This window comes from uncultured Draconibacterium sp., from assembly GCF_913060805.1.
Classification (GTDB): domain Bacteria; phylum Bacteroidota; class Bacteroidia; order Bacteroidales; family Prolixibacteraceae; genus Draconibacterium.
In genome coordinates this window covers 1-15,750 of the sequence record NZ_CAJXTC010000053.1, presented here as the reverse complement: position 1 = coordinate 15,750, position 15,750 = coordinate 1, and the positions used below count along the sequence as shown (strand labels likewise).

Sequence of the window (15,750 nt, the reverse complement as noted above, 5' to 3'; positions counted from 1 at the left end):
TTGAACCATTTCACGGTTTTTGTGTCTTTCAACTAAAAAGATTTAAAATGAAGATATATCACAATCCACGCTGCTCGAAAAGCCGCAAAGGGCTGCAGTACCTCGAAGACAAAGGGTGTAATTTTGAAGTTGTAAAATACCTGACCGACGGTTTAAGCGAAAAAGAACTTTCGGAGATCATCGCCAAAACCGGCAAAAAACCTTTTGATTTTGTCCGTCAGCACGAACAAGACTACAAAGATCAATACAAAGGAAAAGTATTGAGCGACGAAGAATGGATAAAAGTATTGGTTGAAAATCCGAAACTTTTACACCGACCAATCGTGGTGAATGGCGATAAAGCTGTTCTGGGAAATCCTCCTGAAAATATTGACGAAATTCTATAAAAAAACAAAGCCGGTAAAACTTTACCGGCTTTGTTTTTATCTGAAAGGACAATTACAATCCTAACTTTTCTTTTACCAATCCTGGAATTTCACGTGGTTCTTTTGCCACCGGAACATCTGCAGCTTTAAAAGCTTTGATTTTTTCTTCTGCAGTTCCTGATCCACTCGAAATAATTGCACCGGCATGTCCCATACGTTTTCCGGGAGGCGCTGATTGACCGGCAATAAACGCAACTACCGGCTTGGTCATTTTCTCTTTGATAAAACGGGCAGCCTGCTCTTCTGCATCACCACCAATTTCACCAATTAAAACAACAGCTTCGGTTGCCGGATCGTTTTCGTACATCTCCAACAAATCGATAAAATACAAACCAGAAACGGCATCGCCACCAATTCCTACGCAAGTAGTTTGGCCCAATCCGTTTTCGGTCAACATATTTACAACTTCGTAGGTCAATGTTCCCGAACGCGAGATCAAACCAACATTTCCTTTTTTAAAGATCATTGCCGGCAAAATACCGATCAAACACTCGTCGGGAGTAATTAATCCCGGGCAGTTGGCACCGATCAGTTTTGTACCGTGTTTCTTTAAAACCGGAGTTACTTTAATCATGTCCTGAACCGGAACATGTTCGGTAATACAAACCACCAATTCAATACCTGCGTAGCTGGCTTCCATAATGGCGTCGGCAGCAAAAGCCGCCGGCACAAAAATTACCGATGCATTGGCACCTGTTGCTTTAACGGCATCTTCAACACTATTAAAAACCGGAACGCCTTCAACTTCCTGTCCGGCTTTACCGGGCGAAGTTCCACCAACAACATTGGTTCCGTATGCTTTCATTTTCGAGGTATGAAAAGCTCCGTCGCGACCGGTAATTCCCTGTACTATTACTTTTGTATCTTTATTTATAAGAATGCTCATTACTTTTGACTTTTTACTTTAAACTTTTGCCTTACTTCTTACTTAACTCAATTGCTGTCTGAGCCGCTTCGCGCATGGTTTCAACAACCGGCAATCCTGTTTGCTGAATGATCTCCAAACCTTCTTTGGCGTTGGTTCCCGACAAACGAATTACAATAGGCACATCAGTTTTAATCTGATCGAGCGCTGTAACCAAACCACGAGCTACATCGTCGCAACGGGTAATACCTCCAAAAATGTTGATCATTACTGATTTTACATTCTGGTCGCCCAGCAAAATATTCATGGCATCCACCACTTTTTGCGGATTCGATGAACCACCAATATCAAGGAAGTTGGCAGGTTCGCCGCCATACAATTTAATCATGTCCATGGTAGCCATTGCCAAACCGGCACCATTTACCATACAACCGATATTTCCATCGAGTTTAATGTACGAAAGCCCTTTTGCATTCGCTTCAATCTCTTTCAATTCATCTTTATCGGCCTCGCGCATGTTCAGGATTTCCTTCTGACGATACAAAGCATTGTCGTCAAAATTCATTTTACCATCGATTGCCAAAACTTGTTTGTCCGGTGTAAGAACGAGTGGGTTGATCTCTGCCAACGACGAGTCAGTATCAACATAAAGCTGGTAAAGTTTTACCAAAATGTTGGCACACTGTCTGATCTCTTTTGGATCCCCGAACAACTGAATGGCAATTTTACGCGCTTGCCAGGGCATCAATCCCATCGACGGATCGATAGCCATTTTAATGATTTTCTCCGGCGAAACTTTTGCTACTTCTTCAATTTCAACGCCACCTTCGGCACTGGCCATCAACGTTACCGACTTGGTGTTTCTATCGTTGATCAAACCAACGTAAAACTCCTTTTCAATGTCTACTGCATCGGCAACCAATACTTTTTCAACGCATATACCTTTAATGTCCATGCCAAGTATTTCTTCGGCTTTTTCAACGGCTTCGGCTTTGGTATGTGCCAATTTTACACCGCCGGCTTTTCCGCGTCCGCCAACATGTACCTGCGCTTTTACAACACGCAGCTTGTCTTTGTCCGACACGTTTTGTTTTACTTCATCAACCGTATGGCACACAACACCTTCCGGCACAGGAATCCCGTACTTCCTGAATAAATTTCGGGCTTGATATTCGTGAATTTTCATGTGATTATAATTATTAATTTTTAGTGGTAACACACGCAACGCGCACCTTAATCATCATTTCATCAAATTGACTAACATGCTCGTTTTATCCTGCTCAAATTTTTCTTGAAACTGATTTTGCAGCTTAAATATTCTGACATTGCAGAATGAACATTGGTTAGTTATTATATTAATTCTCAGTTTTTTAAAAATTTAATGTTAAATGTAATGATTATTTAACCGCTAAACACCGCATTTTGTTTTGTATTTTTTATGACCTACAACACATTTTTTCTGTAACCAAAATCACTTGATTGTAAAATTCTGCTAAAACAAGAATGCTGTACCGAGGCACTTCTTTTTTTTCAGTAGATTTGCAGCACTTAAACAGATTACAATGAAGGAAGCGATCAGACAAGTTATTGAACACGAAGCAAAAGCAATTCAGGCTATTCCTGTAGAAGACGGAATGATTGATGCGATTGAATTGATACACCGCCAGGTACACCAAAATCATGGAAAACTGGTTACCAGCGGAATGGGAAAAGCCGGGCAAATTGCTGCAAATATTGCCACCACTTTTAGCTCAACCGGAACGCCGGCGGTTTTTCTTCACCCCAGCGAATCGCAACACGGCGACCTTGGAGTGCTGCAACAAAACGATGTTTTGCTGGTAATTTCAAACTCAGGAAAAACCCGCGAAATTATTGAATTGATCGAGCTGGCTGAAAATTTATATGCCGGGCTTCCGCTGATCGTTATTTCGAGTAACCCGGAAGGTGTGCTGGCAAAAGCTGCCGATGCATTTATTTACACCGGAAACCCACAGGAAGTTTGCCCGCTGGGACTTTCACCCACAACTTCTACCACGGTAATGACCGTAATTGGCGATGCATTGGTGGTATCGATGATGAACAAAATTGGTTTTTCAAACGAAGATTATGCCAAACGTCACCACGGAGGATATTTGGGAAGCAAATCGCGTTTACAAGCCGAGAGTGAGAGAAGGATTGATATAGATTGATAGAAGATTGAAAAGATTTATAACCCGAAATTGAAGATGAGAATTACAAAAGAAAATACTGTTGGATTAGTTATCGATATTCAGGAGCGCTTGATTGCTGCCATGAACGATAAAGAAACACTACTAAAAAATTGCGAAACACTTACACAAGGCTTAAAAGAGCTGGAAGTTCCGATGTTGGTATCGCAACAATACACCAAAGGATTGGGCGAAACAGTGCCCGAAATTCAGGCTGCTTTTGATGAATTCAGCTACTTTGAAAAGAAAGACTTTAGCTGTTACGATGTGCCGGAAATAGCCGACCAGTTAAAAGCGCTAAAAGCTAAAAACATTATTATTTGCGGAATCGAGTCGCATGTTTGTGTGCTGCAAACTGCTGTTGATTTAAAAGCTGCGGGTTTAAATCCAATCGTTGTTATGGATTGTGTTTCGTCGCGCACAGCTGCTAATGTTGAGTTGGCAAAAGAGCGTTTCCGTTTCGAAGGAATTATGATGAGCTCGTACGAATCGATCCTGTTTGAACTGACAGGTTCAGCCGGCGATCCTTCGTTTCGTGCCATTTCAAAACTTGTAAAATAATAAATACCATAAGTCATCGCCTGCATCAAAAACGGGCGATGACCATTAACAAAACAATATGCTCGAAATTTGCGCCATCGCATCAGGAAGTAACGGAAACTGCTATTACATTGGCAACGAAAATACGGCGATTTTGATCGACGCCGGCATTTCTACCAAGCAGATTCTGAAACGTATGGATGAACGTGGTTTGGATGCGAGCAAATTGCGGGCACTTTTTATTACGCACGAACACAGCGACCACATGCGTGGTGCCAGGGTGATGGGCAAACGACTTCAGATTCCGGTGTATATGACCGCCAAAACCTACGATGGTTCGTATAAAAATCTTCGCCCTGATTATCCAAGATACTTTACCTGTGATGAAACGATCGAGGTCGACGATTTTACGGTTCACCCGGTGCAAAAATTCCACGATGCTGCCGATCCCTGTTCATTCCGGATTAGCTACAACGACCTGAACATTGGTGTTTTTACCGACATTGGCGAGGCCTGCGACAACGTAAAAGAACATGTGGCAAAATGTAATGCTTTATTCCTTGAATCGAACTACGATGAGAAAATGCTTTGGGGAGGCCGTTATCCGCAGTTTCTGAAAGAAAGAGTTGCCTCAAATGTTGGGCACCTGTCGAACGACCAGGCTTTTGAACTGTTGGATAAACACACCAACGGCGAATTGAAATGCGTATTTCTGAGTCACATTTCGAAAGACAATAACACCCACAAAAAAGCTTTGGCAACGATGCAACCGCTTGCCGATCGGTTTGAAATAAATATTGCATCGCGCTTTGAGGCATCCGACGTTTATCAACTTTCACACGACGCCGGCCATAAAAAACAAATCCCGAACAATCCTCAAAATTTAAAACTCCAGTTTCCTGAGTTCTAACCAGCCTTAAAGCCGGATTGAGTATTATTCGAGATTCGTTGCTATCCGGAATTTCTTCCGCTATTCGCCATTCAATAAATTATCGCTTAAAGCTTGCAGCGTTTCCTTTTTGCGTTCAGTTGGCACCAAAATCGAAATATTATGGCGGCTTCCTCCGTAAGAAATCATACGAATTGGAATTCCATCCAGCGCCTTAAATACCTTCGGGGCAAAACCTTTTTCTTCCTGAATAATATCACCAACAATACAAACGATGGTCATATCTGTGTCGAGCACAACAGTGCCATAATTATCCAGCTCCTCTTTTATTGACTCAAGGTTGCGGGTGTCGTCGATTGTTAATGACACAGCCACCTCCGATGTTGAAATCATATCGATCGGTGTGCGGAAATCTGCAAATACTTTAAAGATCTTCGACAGGAAACCGTAAGCATTTAACATCCTTCCTGAACGAATTTTTATAGCTGTAATATCATCTTTTGCCGCAACTGCTTTAATACCGCGACCATCTGATTCGGCAGTAATCAGCGTACCAGGATCAGTAGGATTCATGGTGTTTTTCAATCGAACCGGAATATTCTGAACACGCGCCGGCAAAACCGTTTGCGGATGCAGAATTTTTGCTCCAAAAAAAGCCAACTCAGCCGCTTCGTTATACGACAGTTGATCGATTTTCCGGGTATTCTCTACAAAACGTGGATCGTTGTTGTGGAAACCGTCGATATCTGTCCAGATCTGAATCTCATCGGCATCAATTGCAGCACCAATCAACGATGCAGTGTAATCACTACCTCCACGTTGCAGGTTGTTAATTTCGCCGTCGGCATCTTTACAAATAAATCCCTGGGTAATATAATATTTTGCCTCACCAACCTCTTTCAAAACGGGCTTAATGTGCTCGCGAATGTAATTCAGGTCGGCAGCTTTGTCCTCATCAATTTTCATAAAATCGAGGGCCGGCAACAACTTTGTATCATGGCCGTTTTCGTTCATCAGCAAGGTTACCAGGTTGGTAGAAATAATCTCGCCCTGCGCCAAAATTGTATTCTCGCCAACTTCGCCAAAAGTGCCCGATGTAAACGATTTTATGGTTTGAAAAACGTCTTTAATGATCTTTAATCCCTTCTTCTTGTTTTCTTCGGAAGTAAAAAGTTCAGCAACTACCTTTTTATAATTCTCCTCCAATTTACCGATAAAAATACGCGCAGTATCCTTATTCTTCTTTTTAAGATAATTTGAAATTTCTACCAAAGAATTGGTGGTTCCCGACATAGCTGATAACACAACTATCTTTTGCTCTCCATCGGTTACCAAATCCATAACAGCCCTCATATTCTCAGGCGAGCCAACCGATGTTCCTCCGAATTTTAAAACTTTCATTTCTTTCTTTTTCAAAAATTTAGTGGTGCAAATATGAAGAATTTTTGAATCAATCGAAAAGCTTTCTCGTCGACCTGCATATTTATTCAGTCTTTTTGCATATTTATTAACGTTTTACTATGATAAGTATCACATTCAGGTCCAAAAACCATTGTAACGAACAAGGTACATTTGGCAAAAACTAAATCAGTAACAAAATGAAACGTATTTTTCTACTAACCTTTATCTACCTATTTTCATTATCCGCGGTTCATGCACAAGAAGAATGGCCCTATTTTCTCATCAGTAAATCAGAGGAATCAGTAGCCGAAGGAATCGCTAAAATTAAATCTTCGTTATCTGAATCGGGCTTCAAAATACTTGGCGATTATCACCCGGCGCAATCTGAGAATTTGGCCGTTGTTTGTTATACTCATCCAAAACTGGAAGAGATTGCACTTAATTTCAGCGACCGTGGCGCATTGGCATCGGCACTAAAAGTTGGATTGAAAAAAGATGGCGAAACGCTAAACATTAGCATGATAAACCCTATGTATTTGTTTTACGCCTATTTTATCGACGGCGTTGATGATCAGGAAAATGCGTTGCGTTCGATATCGGACGAAGCAATTGAGGCAATGCAAAAAATTGGGACACTGAAAGAACCGTTTGGCGGAACACTGGAAAAGAGCAAGTTGCAAAAGTACCACTACAAGGTAATGATGCCCTACTTTACCGATGCCGAAGAACTGAAAACCTTCAATTCGTTCGACGAGGGGCTAAAAACCATTCAGCAAAATCTGGAGGCCGGCAAAGGCGAAACGGAAAAAGTTTACGAGCTGGTTTATACCGACAAAAATGTGGCAGTTTGGGGTGTGGCATTAAAAAATGCAGAAGATGGAGAAGCCCACTTTTTGCCAACAATTGGCGACGATCATGTGGCGGCAATGCCTTACGAGATTATTCTTCAGGGAAATAAGGCAAGCATCCTGCCGGGAAAATACCGGATTGCGTTGCATTGGCCGGAGCTAACCATGGGTACATTTATGAAAATTATGAGTACTCCGGGCGATATTAAAAAGACTATGGAAAAACTTACGGAATAAAATATTAGGCTATTTGTGTTAACACATGAACAGCCTTTTCTACACTAATTTTTCGATAAAAAACTCAACCACATCTTTACCCGAAGGATCGGCAATTCCGATGGCCGGCGCATAAACAATTGCCTCGGCACCAACTTCTTCGGCACGGTCCTTTAAAGCTTTGGCATGCAACGGATGATGATGCAATTCATCTTCGTTGGTTGGGATGCCTCCCTCGTAATGATTGAACACAAAAAACGGCACAGTGTCTTTCGTCATTTTATCCAGGAAATCAAGCTCTGATCGAATCTCAGTTTGTGCAAACAGATCAGTTCCCTCGGCTGATTTCAGGCCAAAAACACGGGCGATTGTCAACAACTCTTCAGGATTTTGATACGGTGGAATTCCGATCAACTCGGGCCAACGTAAAATGTCGTAAGTTGATTGGGTTGAAAAAGCTGCAGCACATGAAATTATTGTCGATTCACGCAACACAGGATCGTCATTATCAGCATCGGCCATATCATCCGAAAAAGCCAGCCACAACGAAGTTCCTGCTCCGGCCGAACCGCCACTGCAGGCAATACGGGTTTTATCAATATTGTATTTTTCGGCGTTGGCCCGAATGTATTGTAGGCAGCGTTTTGAATCCTTCATACTACCCAAAATTCCGTATGGCGGTTCGCTCATAAAACGGTAATTAATGCTGGCTATAGAAATGCCTGCATCGAGCAAACGCACCCAGTCTTCCGAATCGTAATAGCGACTTTTATCGCCTCCAATAAAACCTCCGCCATGAATGTACATTACCAGCGGCGTTGGTTGATTCGAATCGGCCAGCCAAATGTCAAAAGTATTTCGTTCGTGGTCGCCATAACTTTCGTTGGCAAAAGTTGCAGGCACGCCGGCGGCATTTATTGCTTGTGGCAAATCTATATTTTCGATCATTTTTTGTTTTAGTTTTATTGGCAATTCCGCAAATCGTATGGCTAATACATTCTGAGTGGTTGCCCAATTTGCAATACGGAATTTTCAGAAATATTGTTTAGGCGGCACAGCTCATTAATCGACATTTTAAACTTTCGCGAGATCACCCACAGCGAATCGCCCGAGCGCACCTTGTAATATTCGGGCACGGCAACATTTGTGGAGTAACCTTTCGGTTTTAGCTTTTTATGCAGCGCCATTAAACTCTCCGTATCAAAAGCGTCTTCGCGTATTTTTTCTTCTTTGAAATCAAAAACCAGTTCAGGATCAAAAGGTTGTCCGTTTTCGCGCATCTCGAAATGCAAGTGCGGACCACGGGCGCGCCCTGTACTTCCGGCTAAACCAATCGGTTCGCCTTTTTCCACTTTATCGCCCTTTTTCTTCAGAAATGAAGTGAGGTGAGCGTAATACGTTTGAATATTATTTCGGTGCTGAATAACCACCAGCCGGCCAAAACCATAGCCCCAGTTGGCGCGGGCAATAACACCGCTTTGTGTTGCCACCACGGTATCGCCTTTATACATTTTTATATCGGTGCCGTAATGCATGCGTCCCGAACGCGGACCAAAACGACTGATAATGTATCCATCATTTCCGGGAACAATAAACTGCTCCAGATAGCCTTTTTGTGCCGATTCCGGAAAGCTATCCAATGAAGCTCGGAAACCCTCAATATTTATGGTTTTCTCCACATTAGGCACATCTAAAGTGTTAACCGTTTTACTTTGCCCGAAAGCCACTGACACTGCAAAAAGCAGCAAACAAAAAATCCCCCCTCGTCTAGATATCATGCTACAAAAAAAGTCAAAAGATTCTGGAATTGAAAACGACAAAGCAAGAAGAATATTCTCCGACAATACAATTTCAACTTAAGTTTTTAAGGCAATCGCTCGACAGATGGAGAATTCGCAGTGCTTTTGAATCGATTCTTATAGCGTAATTTTTATTCTGTGCTCATTTCATGTTAACAAATAAGCTGACGTATCCGAAAAAAGGTTCCTCCGGAAAATCATGCTTATCTTTGCAGTACTTACTAAATCAGAACCGATCACCTATTTTATATTTCAACAAAAAAATAAAATAAAGATGATTTATCTGGCAGACACCGCAGACATTCAGGCATTAAAAGATTTGTACGAATTTTTTCCTTTGACAGGGGTAACAACAAATCCCACCATTTTAAAACAATCGGGTTTAAAACTTTCTGAAGCGATTCAAAACATCATTGAGATTGTTGGCAAAGGAACCATTCACGTTCAGGTGATGTCTGAGAAAGCCGAAGATATGGTAGCCGAGGCAAAAACATACAAAAGCTACTTTAATCTGGGCGATAATTTTTATGCTAAAATCCCTGTGTCGATCGATGGTTACAAAGCCATGCGCATGTTAAAAGATGCAGGTATAAACGTAACGGCAACAGCTATTTTTACGCAACAACAGGCATTGGTGGCATCGCGTGCCGGAGCCGATTTTGTTGCTCCATACGTTAGCCGTTTGGATAATATTTCGTCGCACGGAATTGAGGTTGTTGGCGACATTGTAAAAAACACCAAAGAATTTAATCTGGACACCAAAGTGCTGGCAGCCAGTTTTAAAACTGTCGACCAGATTCACCGTGTGAGTATGGCCGGAGCACAGTCGGCAACGATTAGTCCGGAGTTGCTTTTCCAATTGATAAAGCACCCAATGACCGACATCAGCATCGCACAGTTTGAAAAAGACGGCGAAGGATTATACAATATCTTCTAAAGGAAAGAGGATTATTGGTTTAGTCCTGAAAGCAATTCATCCTTATTTCCCATAATAATGTGTGGATTGCTTTTGGGGTCGAACCATTTAAGCACCCGAAGCATATTTTCTTCAGTTATGGCTACACACCCGGCCGTTGACTCATTGTCGGTTTTATTCAGGTGAAAGAAAATAGCACTTCCCTTTCCTTTTACAACCGGATTGGTATTGTATTCAATTACCATACAATATTTATAGGCATCGCTTTTTAGCAGCAGGTTTTCGTAGGATTGCGCATCGGTTTCGCCCTGCACGTGTCGATTGTAATATTCCGACTCCGGATCGTCAATCCATTTATCTTCGGCAGTAGTTTTCTGGTGCGGCATTTTGGTATCGGCGCTATCCAGGTAAGTAAACAGATTTCCCAAAGCGAAAATACCGGTTGGTGATTTGCCATCACCTTCCACTTTTTCGTTTATTGGCGCAAAACCATTTTCGCCAATTCCTGCCGGAATCACCTCAAAAACAGGATGCCAGCCTTGCTCTGTTTTTTCGTAAGCCATTAAATTGGCGTGATGATCGTCGGCAGCAGAATTAAAAACCACCAATGCCTGACACACATCCGGCTGGTCCTTCCATTGTATACTTTCCAGAATTTTTTGTCCCATTATTTCCGGTTTCTGCGGAGCTGTTTTACAAGCTGCCATCGCAAAAAGGAATGCCAATAGAATTGCTAATTTGTTATATTTCTGCATCATTGAGAGGCAAAGTAAACATAAATTTGCTTCCTTTTCCAACTTGGCTTTCAACACTTATTTTTCCTCCATGTTTCTCAACAAATTCTTTACAAAGCACCAGTCCCAGTCCCGTGCCCTTTTCGCCATTTGTTCCCCTCGTAACCTCAGTGCTTTCAATGCTGAAAATACTTTTCAGTTTATCTTCAGCTATTCCAACTCCGTTGTCCTCGATTTTTACCGTGCACCAGTTGTTTTCTTTTAATACGGAAATCGCTATTTCGCCATCGTTGTGCGTAAACTTTATTGCATTGGCAAGCAGGTTTCGTACAATCGTTGAGAACATATTCACATCGGCACTGGCAACAAGCTCTTCTTTTGCATACACCTCAATCAGTATATTTTTTTTCATCGCTGCCTCGTCATGAAACCGCAGTAACTCCCTGATTTTTGCTGAAACATTTATGGGCTCGGGATTGAATGTTATGGCATTTCGTTGCAAGCGTGCCCAGGTTAACAAATTACCCAACAAGTCGTTAGCCTGAATCGACGATTTGTAAATATTCGAAATATGACGCTCCTGATCAGCTGCATCCATATTTTTAAAACTCATCAGCAGGTTTTCGGAAAAGCCAATGATGATGTTAAAATGATTACGAAGGTCGTGCCCGATTATCGAGAAAAACTTGTCTTTTGTGCGGTTTAATTCGTTCAATTCTTTGTTTTTGGCCGTAATTACTTCGTTCTGCTCTTTTATCTGAATCGTACGTTCCAACACCTTTTTCTCCAACCTGACTTTCTCCAGCTGAAGACGCCGTTCGCGCAACTTTATAAATAACCCGATTCCAATAACAATCAGTACAAAATAAACCAGGTAAGCCGTTCTACTTCGCCACCACGGAGGCAGAACTACGATTTGCAAACTTACTCCTTCGTCATTCCAAACACCGTCGTTATTCGATCCCTTAACCGAAAAATTATATTCACCAGGCGGCAAGGCAAAAAACGGTACAAACTTGCGGTTGGCAATTTCATTCCACTCGTTTGAAATGCCTTCCATTTTGTAGGCATAACTGTTTTTGTTGGCATTGGTAAATTCAAGAGCGGCAAATTCAATGGTAAACGATTGTACATCGTGTTTTAAAACCACCTTCGGTTCTGTTGCAATATTTATTTCGTGCTGTTGATTGTTACTGGTAGTTGTAAAAGCAGTAAAAACAATGGTTGGAATGTAAGGATTGCCTTTCAACGAGTCGGGGTAAAACGTGTTAAAGCCATTCATCCCGCCGAACATCAACTCGCCATCGTCGGCACAAAAAGCAGCGCGCAGGTTAAATTCAGAACTTTGCAAACCATCTTCGGGCGTAAAAACCTGTATCTCGTTTTTATTCAGGTCGTACCTGCACAAACCATTTCCGGTGGCAAACCACAAATCCTTATTCTCGTCTTCAACAATCTCGTAAATGTAATTACTGGGCAAGCCATCTTTCTCATCCAGATAGCTAAACTGCTGCGTGTTTTTATCAAAAATATTGAGCGCCGCATTGGTACCGATCCAAATCCTTCGCCGGCTGTCTTCACACAACGAAATAACAAAATCGCTGCTCAGCTCACCTTCAGCTTTGTTGTAATGTGTTAGTTTATCCGTTGCCGGATTATAAACATCCACCCCCCCAATTGTAGCCATCCAAATCAATCCGTCAGAATCTTCCAACAGTGTATAAACCAGGTTCGAACTAATTTGTCGCGCCCCTACTTCCTGCTGATCAAACCGTATTACTTCTTCCGATTTTTTATCCACCAGAAATACTCCGATAGAAGTACCGATCCAATAACGATCATTTTTATCCTGAATAATGTGATAGATCCGTGTATTTTCCAGGGAAGGCCAGTCAGAGCGATCAAAAAACTGAAGCCAATCTTCAAAAAGCTTTTTCTGTCGATTCCAAACAAAAATACCATCCCGTGTCCCTAACCAAATTTCGCCATCGTGATCTTTAAAAACAACATGTATAAAATCGTTGGAGAGGTAATGATTGCCACTTTCCTGCGACGAAAAATGTTCTACCTCGTTGTTTTCCGGATCAACAATATTTAAACCCTGCCCCCAGTTTCCGATCCACAGCTTTCCATCATCGTTTTTTAGCATTCCTGCAATTACATTTCCCTGCAAATCGACCGATGTTGGCGAGTTACTATGTCGAAAAAGCCGGAACTTATCCGTTTTTAAATCGGTTTTGCTGATACCCGCCAGTGTGCCTACCCACAGGTTTTCCGATTTGTCGATCAATAAACTCTGAACAATATTATGCGCCAAACCGCTGTTTTCCGAAGTCAGATTTTCAATGGAGTATCGCCCTGCTTCTTCTGTCAGAATAAAAACTCCGTTGCCTTCGGTTCCCACAATTAGTTCCCCGGATTTAGTTTCAACAATACTGCGAACACAGGTGCTAAAAGAAAATTCTTCGCCCGTTGTAAGCGCAAAAACCTGCTCTTCAAATCTTTTCTTTTCTTGATTAAAAAGATACAAACCGTCTGTTGTTCCGGCCCAGATTTGGGATTTCGAATCCTGAAATAACCCGGTAACATTTGCCTGCTCCAAGGTATCGCCATTAACAGACAAAAACGGGTAGCACGAAAATTCTTCATTCTGAAATGAAAAGACCGCAATACCTTCGGTACATCCGGTCCACAGCGTGCCATCGCGATCTTCCAAAACGGGAAGTTTTACATCTTTTATGGCAGGATCAAAAGGAAAATCGCTTTGAAAATGTGAGAATTGTTGCGCTTCGGGCGTAAAAACAGAAATCACTGGTGGCGTATGCACAAGTATCTTTCCGTTGCTTAAAAGGAGGTTATTATAACTGTGCGTACTCACCTCGGGATCGAAACCGGTGTGATAATTTATTCGCTCAAAACAATCCTTTTCGCGGAGGTATTTATTCAACCCTCCTTTGGTCCCGATCCACAAATTTCCCTGTCTATCCTCAGATATGGCATAAATCCAGTTGTTAGAAAGTGTAAGCGAATCGTTGGGCAGATAACGATAAACCCTGAAATTTTCGCCATCGAAACGGTTCAACCCGTTTTGGGTACCCACCCAAATAAATCCCAGTGAATCCTGAAATAAACAATTCACAACACTTTGCGACAGCCCTTCATTGATAGAATAATTAGAAAAAGTAAGTTCCCGGGGGAAAGCAAATAACAGCAGCGCAAAGTTAAAAATCAGAAGACAGCACAATCGTTTCATGGTAAAACATATTAGTTAACCAGCGCAATGCGAAGTTCGTGATTAGTTGAGTTATTTCAAAATTTGTCTTTATACCTAAAGAAACATTACGCCAAAGTCAAAATAAAGGATTCCATCTCTTCAAAAAGATGGAATCCTTCCCTACACCAAAGAAAGAGGCTGACCTCAACAAGTCAGCCTCTTTAACGAATCCCACTAAGGACGAATCCTCAGCCCAAAGTCTGATAGACTTTGGCATTATACATGATAAAAAATAAGGGTCATAATTATTCTTTGTAAATAATTCTGCCAATTTGGAGTTTTCCATCCAAATCTAAACGATAGAGATATATTCCGCTAACATCATGTTCCGGTACATATTCTATCCGATTCATAACTCCAGCCTCAACCGGACGATCAAGTATTCTTGCTACTCGCTGACCGGTAATATTGTAGATTTCAAGTACGCCATAAGCATCAACTCCTGAAACGAATTCGAAAGTAACTTTTTCCGTAAATGGATTCGGGTAAACGATCAACTCGCTTGGAGCTAATTCTTCAGGTACTTCAATTTCTGCTGCTTTAACTGGTTCATCACAAGAGATCGGTTTGCCGGAATAAGTATAGCTTCCGGAATTAGGCACAGGATCATCCGCTCCAGGTATGTAACATGCCACAGCATGAGCAATCAGATAGAAATTACTTAGATCAATATTATTGAGTTTCGATGCCGGGATAGTAATGGTATAATCTGTTACATAACTCAATCCTGAAACGTTAACAGTGTATTGGCCAGGAGATACCGAAGCACCACCTTTCTTTTTCAATACAAATGGCCAACAATTAACATTCACGTGAATCTGGCTCATATAATAAGATCCAAATCCTTCGGTTACATAGTGAATAACCAAATCACCACCAACCATGTCTACGGTTACTTCTCCCATCTTATCAGTAATGATATTACAGGATGAGTTACCAGCATATACATCTAAGATAACAGGGAAGTCTGCTGAGTTCATATGATTACTCCAACCCCAGTTACTAAAGGTGTATCCGGTATTATTATCCAGGAAGCAAACGCTGTCTTCGTAAACTCCATAGGCGGTTTCACATACTTCGCATTGAGGAACGGTAAACGTACAGGTAACTGAGTCGCGTGAACATTTATCCCATGCCTTGAATTCAAAAGAAAGCGTACCTCCGGTACTTGGATCAATACCTGACAACGGCGGAACAGATGAAATATTTGTTGAAACCTGACCTGCGCAACCACCTTCATAGGTAAATCCATTCACCCATGCATCATATGCACCGGCAATATCGGTAGCATCACAAACCAGAGTGGTGTCGTTACATGATACAGTAATTGCATCGCGTGCAGAGATGCTGAACGAAGCCGAATGTGTATCGGTTGAACAGCTGTCAGTCATCGTAAAGTCTATTGATACTGTTCCACCATCACAAAGATCAGGGGCACTATAGCCACTCAAATCCATCGTGTCGGCGCCACATTCATTCACAAGTACTGCAAAACTATCGATCCACGCGGTAAACGCTGTTGCTACTTCTGTATCGTCCAAGAAATCACAACTCGAGTGGCTCTGATTTCCCGGTCCGGTTACCTGTACATCAGCAGCATCACTTATGCTGAACGATGCCAAATGATTGTCGGTTG

14 protein-coding genes are annotated in these 15,750 nt (G+C 41.8%); 6 read left to right on the top strand and 8 right to left on the bottom strand.

The window, feature by feature from the left end; genetic code table 11:
- The first annotated feature begins 47 nt into the window (after window positions 1-47).
- The gene (gene arsC, locus QZ576_RS20990) at window positions 48-386 is read left to right on the top strand and encodes an arsenate reductase (glutaredoxin) (protein WP_297101130.1); all 339 of its coding nucleotides are present in this window, start codon (window positions 48-50) and stop codon (window positions 384-386) included.
- A gap of 52 nt (window positions 387-438) precedes the next feature.
- Here arsC and sucD read toward each other — a convergent pair whose 3' ends face one another.
- Together sucD and sucC are read right to left on the bottom strand one after the other, a co-directional pair.
- Window positions 439-1,311, bottom strand: coding sequence for a succinate--CoA ligase subunit alpha (sucD, locus tag QZ576_RS20985; protein ID WP_297101128.1), 873 nt, complete (start codon window positions 1,309-1,311; stop codon window positions 439-441).
- A gap of 31 nt (window positions 1,312-1,342) precedes the next feature.
- Complete coding sequence (gene sucC / locus QZ576_RS20980; RefSeq protein ID WP_297101124.1) at window positions 1,343-2,476, bottom strand: ADP-forming succinate--CoA ligase subunit beta; 1,134 nt, start codon at window positions 2,474-2,476, stop codon at window positions 1,343-1,345.
- 376 nt (window positions 2,477-2,852) lie between these two features.
- On the opposite strand from sucC, the gene QZ576_RS20975 reads away from it, so the two are divergent.
- The 3 genes from QZ576_RS20975 to QZ576_RS20965 are packed head-to-tail and all read left to right on the top strand — an operon-like array spanning window position 2,853 to window position 4,947.
- Window positions 2,853-3,479, top strand: coding sequence for an SIS domain-containing protein (locus QZ576_RS20975; protein WP_297101122.1), 627 nt, complete (start codon window positions 2,853-2,855; stop codon window positions 3,477-3,479).
- A gap of 36 nt (window positions 3,480-3,515) precedes the next feature.
- A complete protein-coding gene (locus QZ576_RS20970; RefSeq protein WP_297101120.1) occupies window positions 3,516-4,058 on the top strand; it encodes an isochorismatase family protein in 543 nt (180 codons plus the stop codon).
- A 58-nt stretch (window positions 4,059-4,116) separates the two neighbouring features.
- A complete protein-coding gene (locus tag QZ576_RS20965; protein ID WP_297101118.1) occupies window positions 4,117-4,947 on the top strand; it encodes an MBL fold metallo-hydrolase in 831 nt (276 codons plus the stop codon).
- Between the two features lie 60 nt (window positions 4,948-5,007).
- Here QZ576_RS20965 and QZ576_RS20960 read toward each other — a convergent pair whose 3' ends face one another.
- The gene (locus QZ576_RS20960) at window positions 5,008-6,327 is read right to left on the bottom strand and encodes an aspartate kinase (protein ID WP_297101116.1); all 1,320 of its coding nucleotides are present in this window, start codon (window positions 6,325-6,327) and stop codon (window positions 5,008-5,010) included.
- 197 nt (window positions 6,328-6,524) lie between these two features.
- On the opposite strand from QZ576_RS20960, the gene QZ576_RS20955 reads away from it, so the two are divergent.
- Entirely contained in the window at window positions 6,525-7,412 is an 888-nt protein-coding gene (locus QZ576_RS20955; RefSeq protein ID WP_297101113.1) for a hypothetical protein, read from the top strand.
- Window positions 7,413-7,451: 39 nt separating this feature from the next.
- Here QZ576_RS20955 and QZ576_RS20950 read toward each other — a convergent pair whose 3' ends face one another.
- Both QZ576_RS20950 and QZ576_RS20945 read right to left on the bottom strand, forming a co-directional pair.
- Window positions 7,452-8,339: an alpha/beta hydrolase gene (locus tag QZ576_RS20950; protein WP_297101109.1), complete on the bottom strand. Its 888-nt coding sequence runs from the start codon at window positions 8,337-8,339 to the stop codon at window positions 7,452-7,454.
- Window positions 8,340-8,380: 41 nt separating this feature from the next.
- The gene (locus QZ576_RS20945; RefSeq protein WP_297101106.1) at window positions 8,381-9,169 is read right to left on the bottom strand and encodes a M23 family metallopeptidase; all 789 of its coding nucleotides are present in this window, start codon (window positions 9,167-9,169) and stop codon (window positions 8,381-8,383) included.
- A 295-nt stretch (window positions 9,170-9,464) separates the two neighbouring features.
- Here QZ576_RS20945 and QZ576_RS20940 point away from each other — a divergent pair, with 295 nt between their 5' ends.
- Window positions 9,465-10,127, top strand: a complete 663-nt coding sequence (locus tag QZ576_RS20940; RefSeq protein ID WP_297101104.1) for a transaldolase family protein — start codon at window positions 9,465-9,467, stop codon at window positions 10,125-10,127.
- 11 nt (window positions 10,128-10,138) lie between these two features.
- Here QZ576_RS20940 and QZ576_RS20935 read toward each other — a convergent pair whose 3' ends face one another.
- From QZ576_RS20935 to QZ576_RS20925, 3 genes are all read right to left on the bottom strand, one after another.
- Entirely contained in the window at window positions 10,139-10,864 is a 726-nt protein-coding gene (locus QZ576_RS20935) for a L,D-transpeptidase family protein (RefSeq protein WP_297101101.1), read from the bottom strand.
- Complete coding sequence (locus QZ576_RS20930) at window positions 10,848-14,093, bottom strand: two-component regulator propeller domain-containing protein (RefSeq protein ID WP_297101098.1); 3,246 nt, start codon at window positions 14,091-14,093, stop codon at window positions 10,848-10,850. The genes QZ576_RS20935 and QZ576_RS20930 overlap by 17 nt, the downstream gene beginning before the upstream one ends.
- Window positions 14,094-14,359: 266 nt before the next feature.
- On the bottom strand, window positions 14,360-15,750 hold a 1,391-nt coding region (locus tag QZ576_RS20925; RefSeq protein ID WP_297101096.1), incomplete at its 5' end, for a T9SS type A sorting domain-containing protein.

What these genes read in the sequence shown, in the direction of transcription:
- QZ576_RS20930 (WP_297101098.1), bottom strand. Translation starts at nt 14,093, where the DNA reads ATGAAACGATTGTGCTGTCTTCTGATTTTTAACTTTGCGCTGCTGTTA.
- arsC (WP_297101130.1), top strand. Translation starts at nt 48, where the DNA reads ATGAAGATATATCACAATCCACGCTGCTCGAAAAGCCGCAAAGGGCTG.
- QZ576_RS20960 (WP_297101116.1), bottom strand. Translation starts at nt 6,327, where the DNA reads ATGAAAGTTTTAAAATTCGGAGGAACATCGGTTGGCTCGCCTGAGAAT.
- QZ576_RS20935 (WP_297101101.1), bottom strand. Translation starts at nt 10,864, where the DNA reads ATGATGCAGAAATATAACAAATTAGCAATTCTATTGGCATTCCTTTTT.
- sucD (WP_297101128.1), bottom strand. Translation starts at nt 1,311, where the DNA reads ATGAGCATTCTTATAAATAAAGATACAAAAGTAATAGTACAGGGAATT.
- QZ576_RS20950 (WP_297101109.1), bottom strand. Translation starts at nt 8,339, where the DNA reads ATGATCGAAAATATAGATTTGCCACAAGCAATAAATGCCGCCGGCGTG.
- QZ576_RS20945 (WP_297101106.1), bottom strand. Translation starts at nt 9,169, where the DNA reads ATGATATCTAGACGAGGGGGGATTTTTTGTTTGCTGCTTTTTGCAGTG.
- QZ576_RS20970 (WP_297101120.1), top strand. Translation starts at nt 3,516, where the DNA reads ATGAGAATTACAAAAGAAAATACTGTTGGATTAGTTATCGATATTCAG.
- QZ576_RS20965 (WP_297101118.1), top strand. Translation starts at nt 4,117, where the DNA reads ATGCTCGAAATTTGCGCCATCGCATCAGGAAGTAACGGAAACTGCTAT.
- QZ576_RS20940 (WP_297101104.1), top strand. Translation starts at nt 9,465, where the DNA reads ATGATTTATCTGGCAGACACCGCAGACATTCAGGCATTAAAAGATTTG.
- QZ576_RS20955 (WP_297101113.1), top strand. Translation starts at nt 6,525, where the DNA reads ATGAAACGTATTTTTCTACTAACCTTTATCTACCTATTTTCATTATCC.
- QZ576_RS20975 (WP_297101122.1), top strand. Translation starts at nt 2,853, where the DNA reads ATGAAGGAAGCGATCAGACAAGTTATTGAACACGAAGCAAAAGCAATT.
- sucC (WP_297101124.1), bottom strand. Translation starts at nt 2,476, where the DNA reads ATGAAAATTCACGAATATCAAGCCCGAAATTTATTCAGGAAGTACGGG.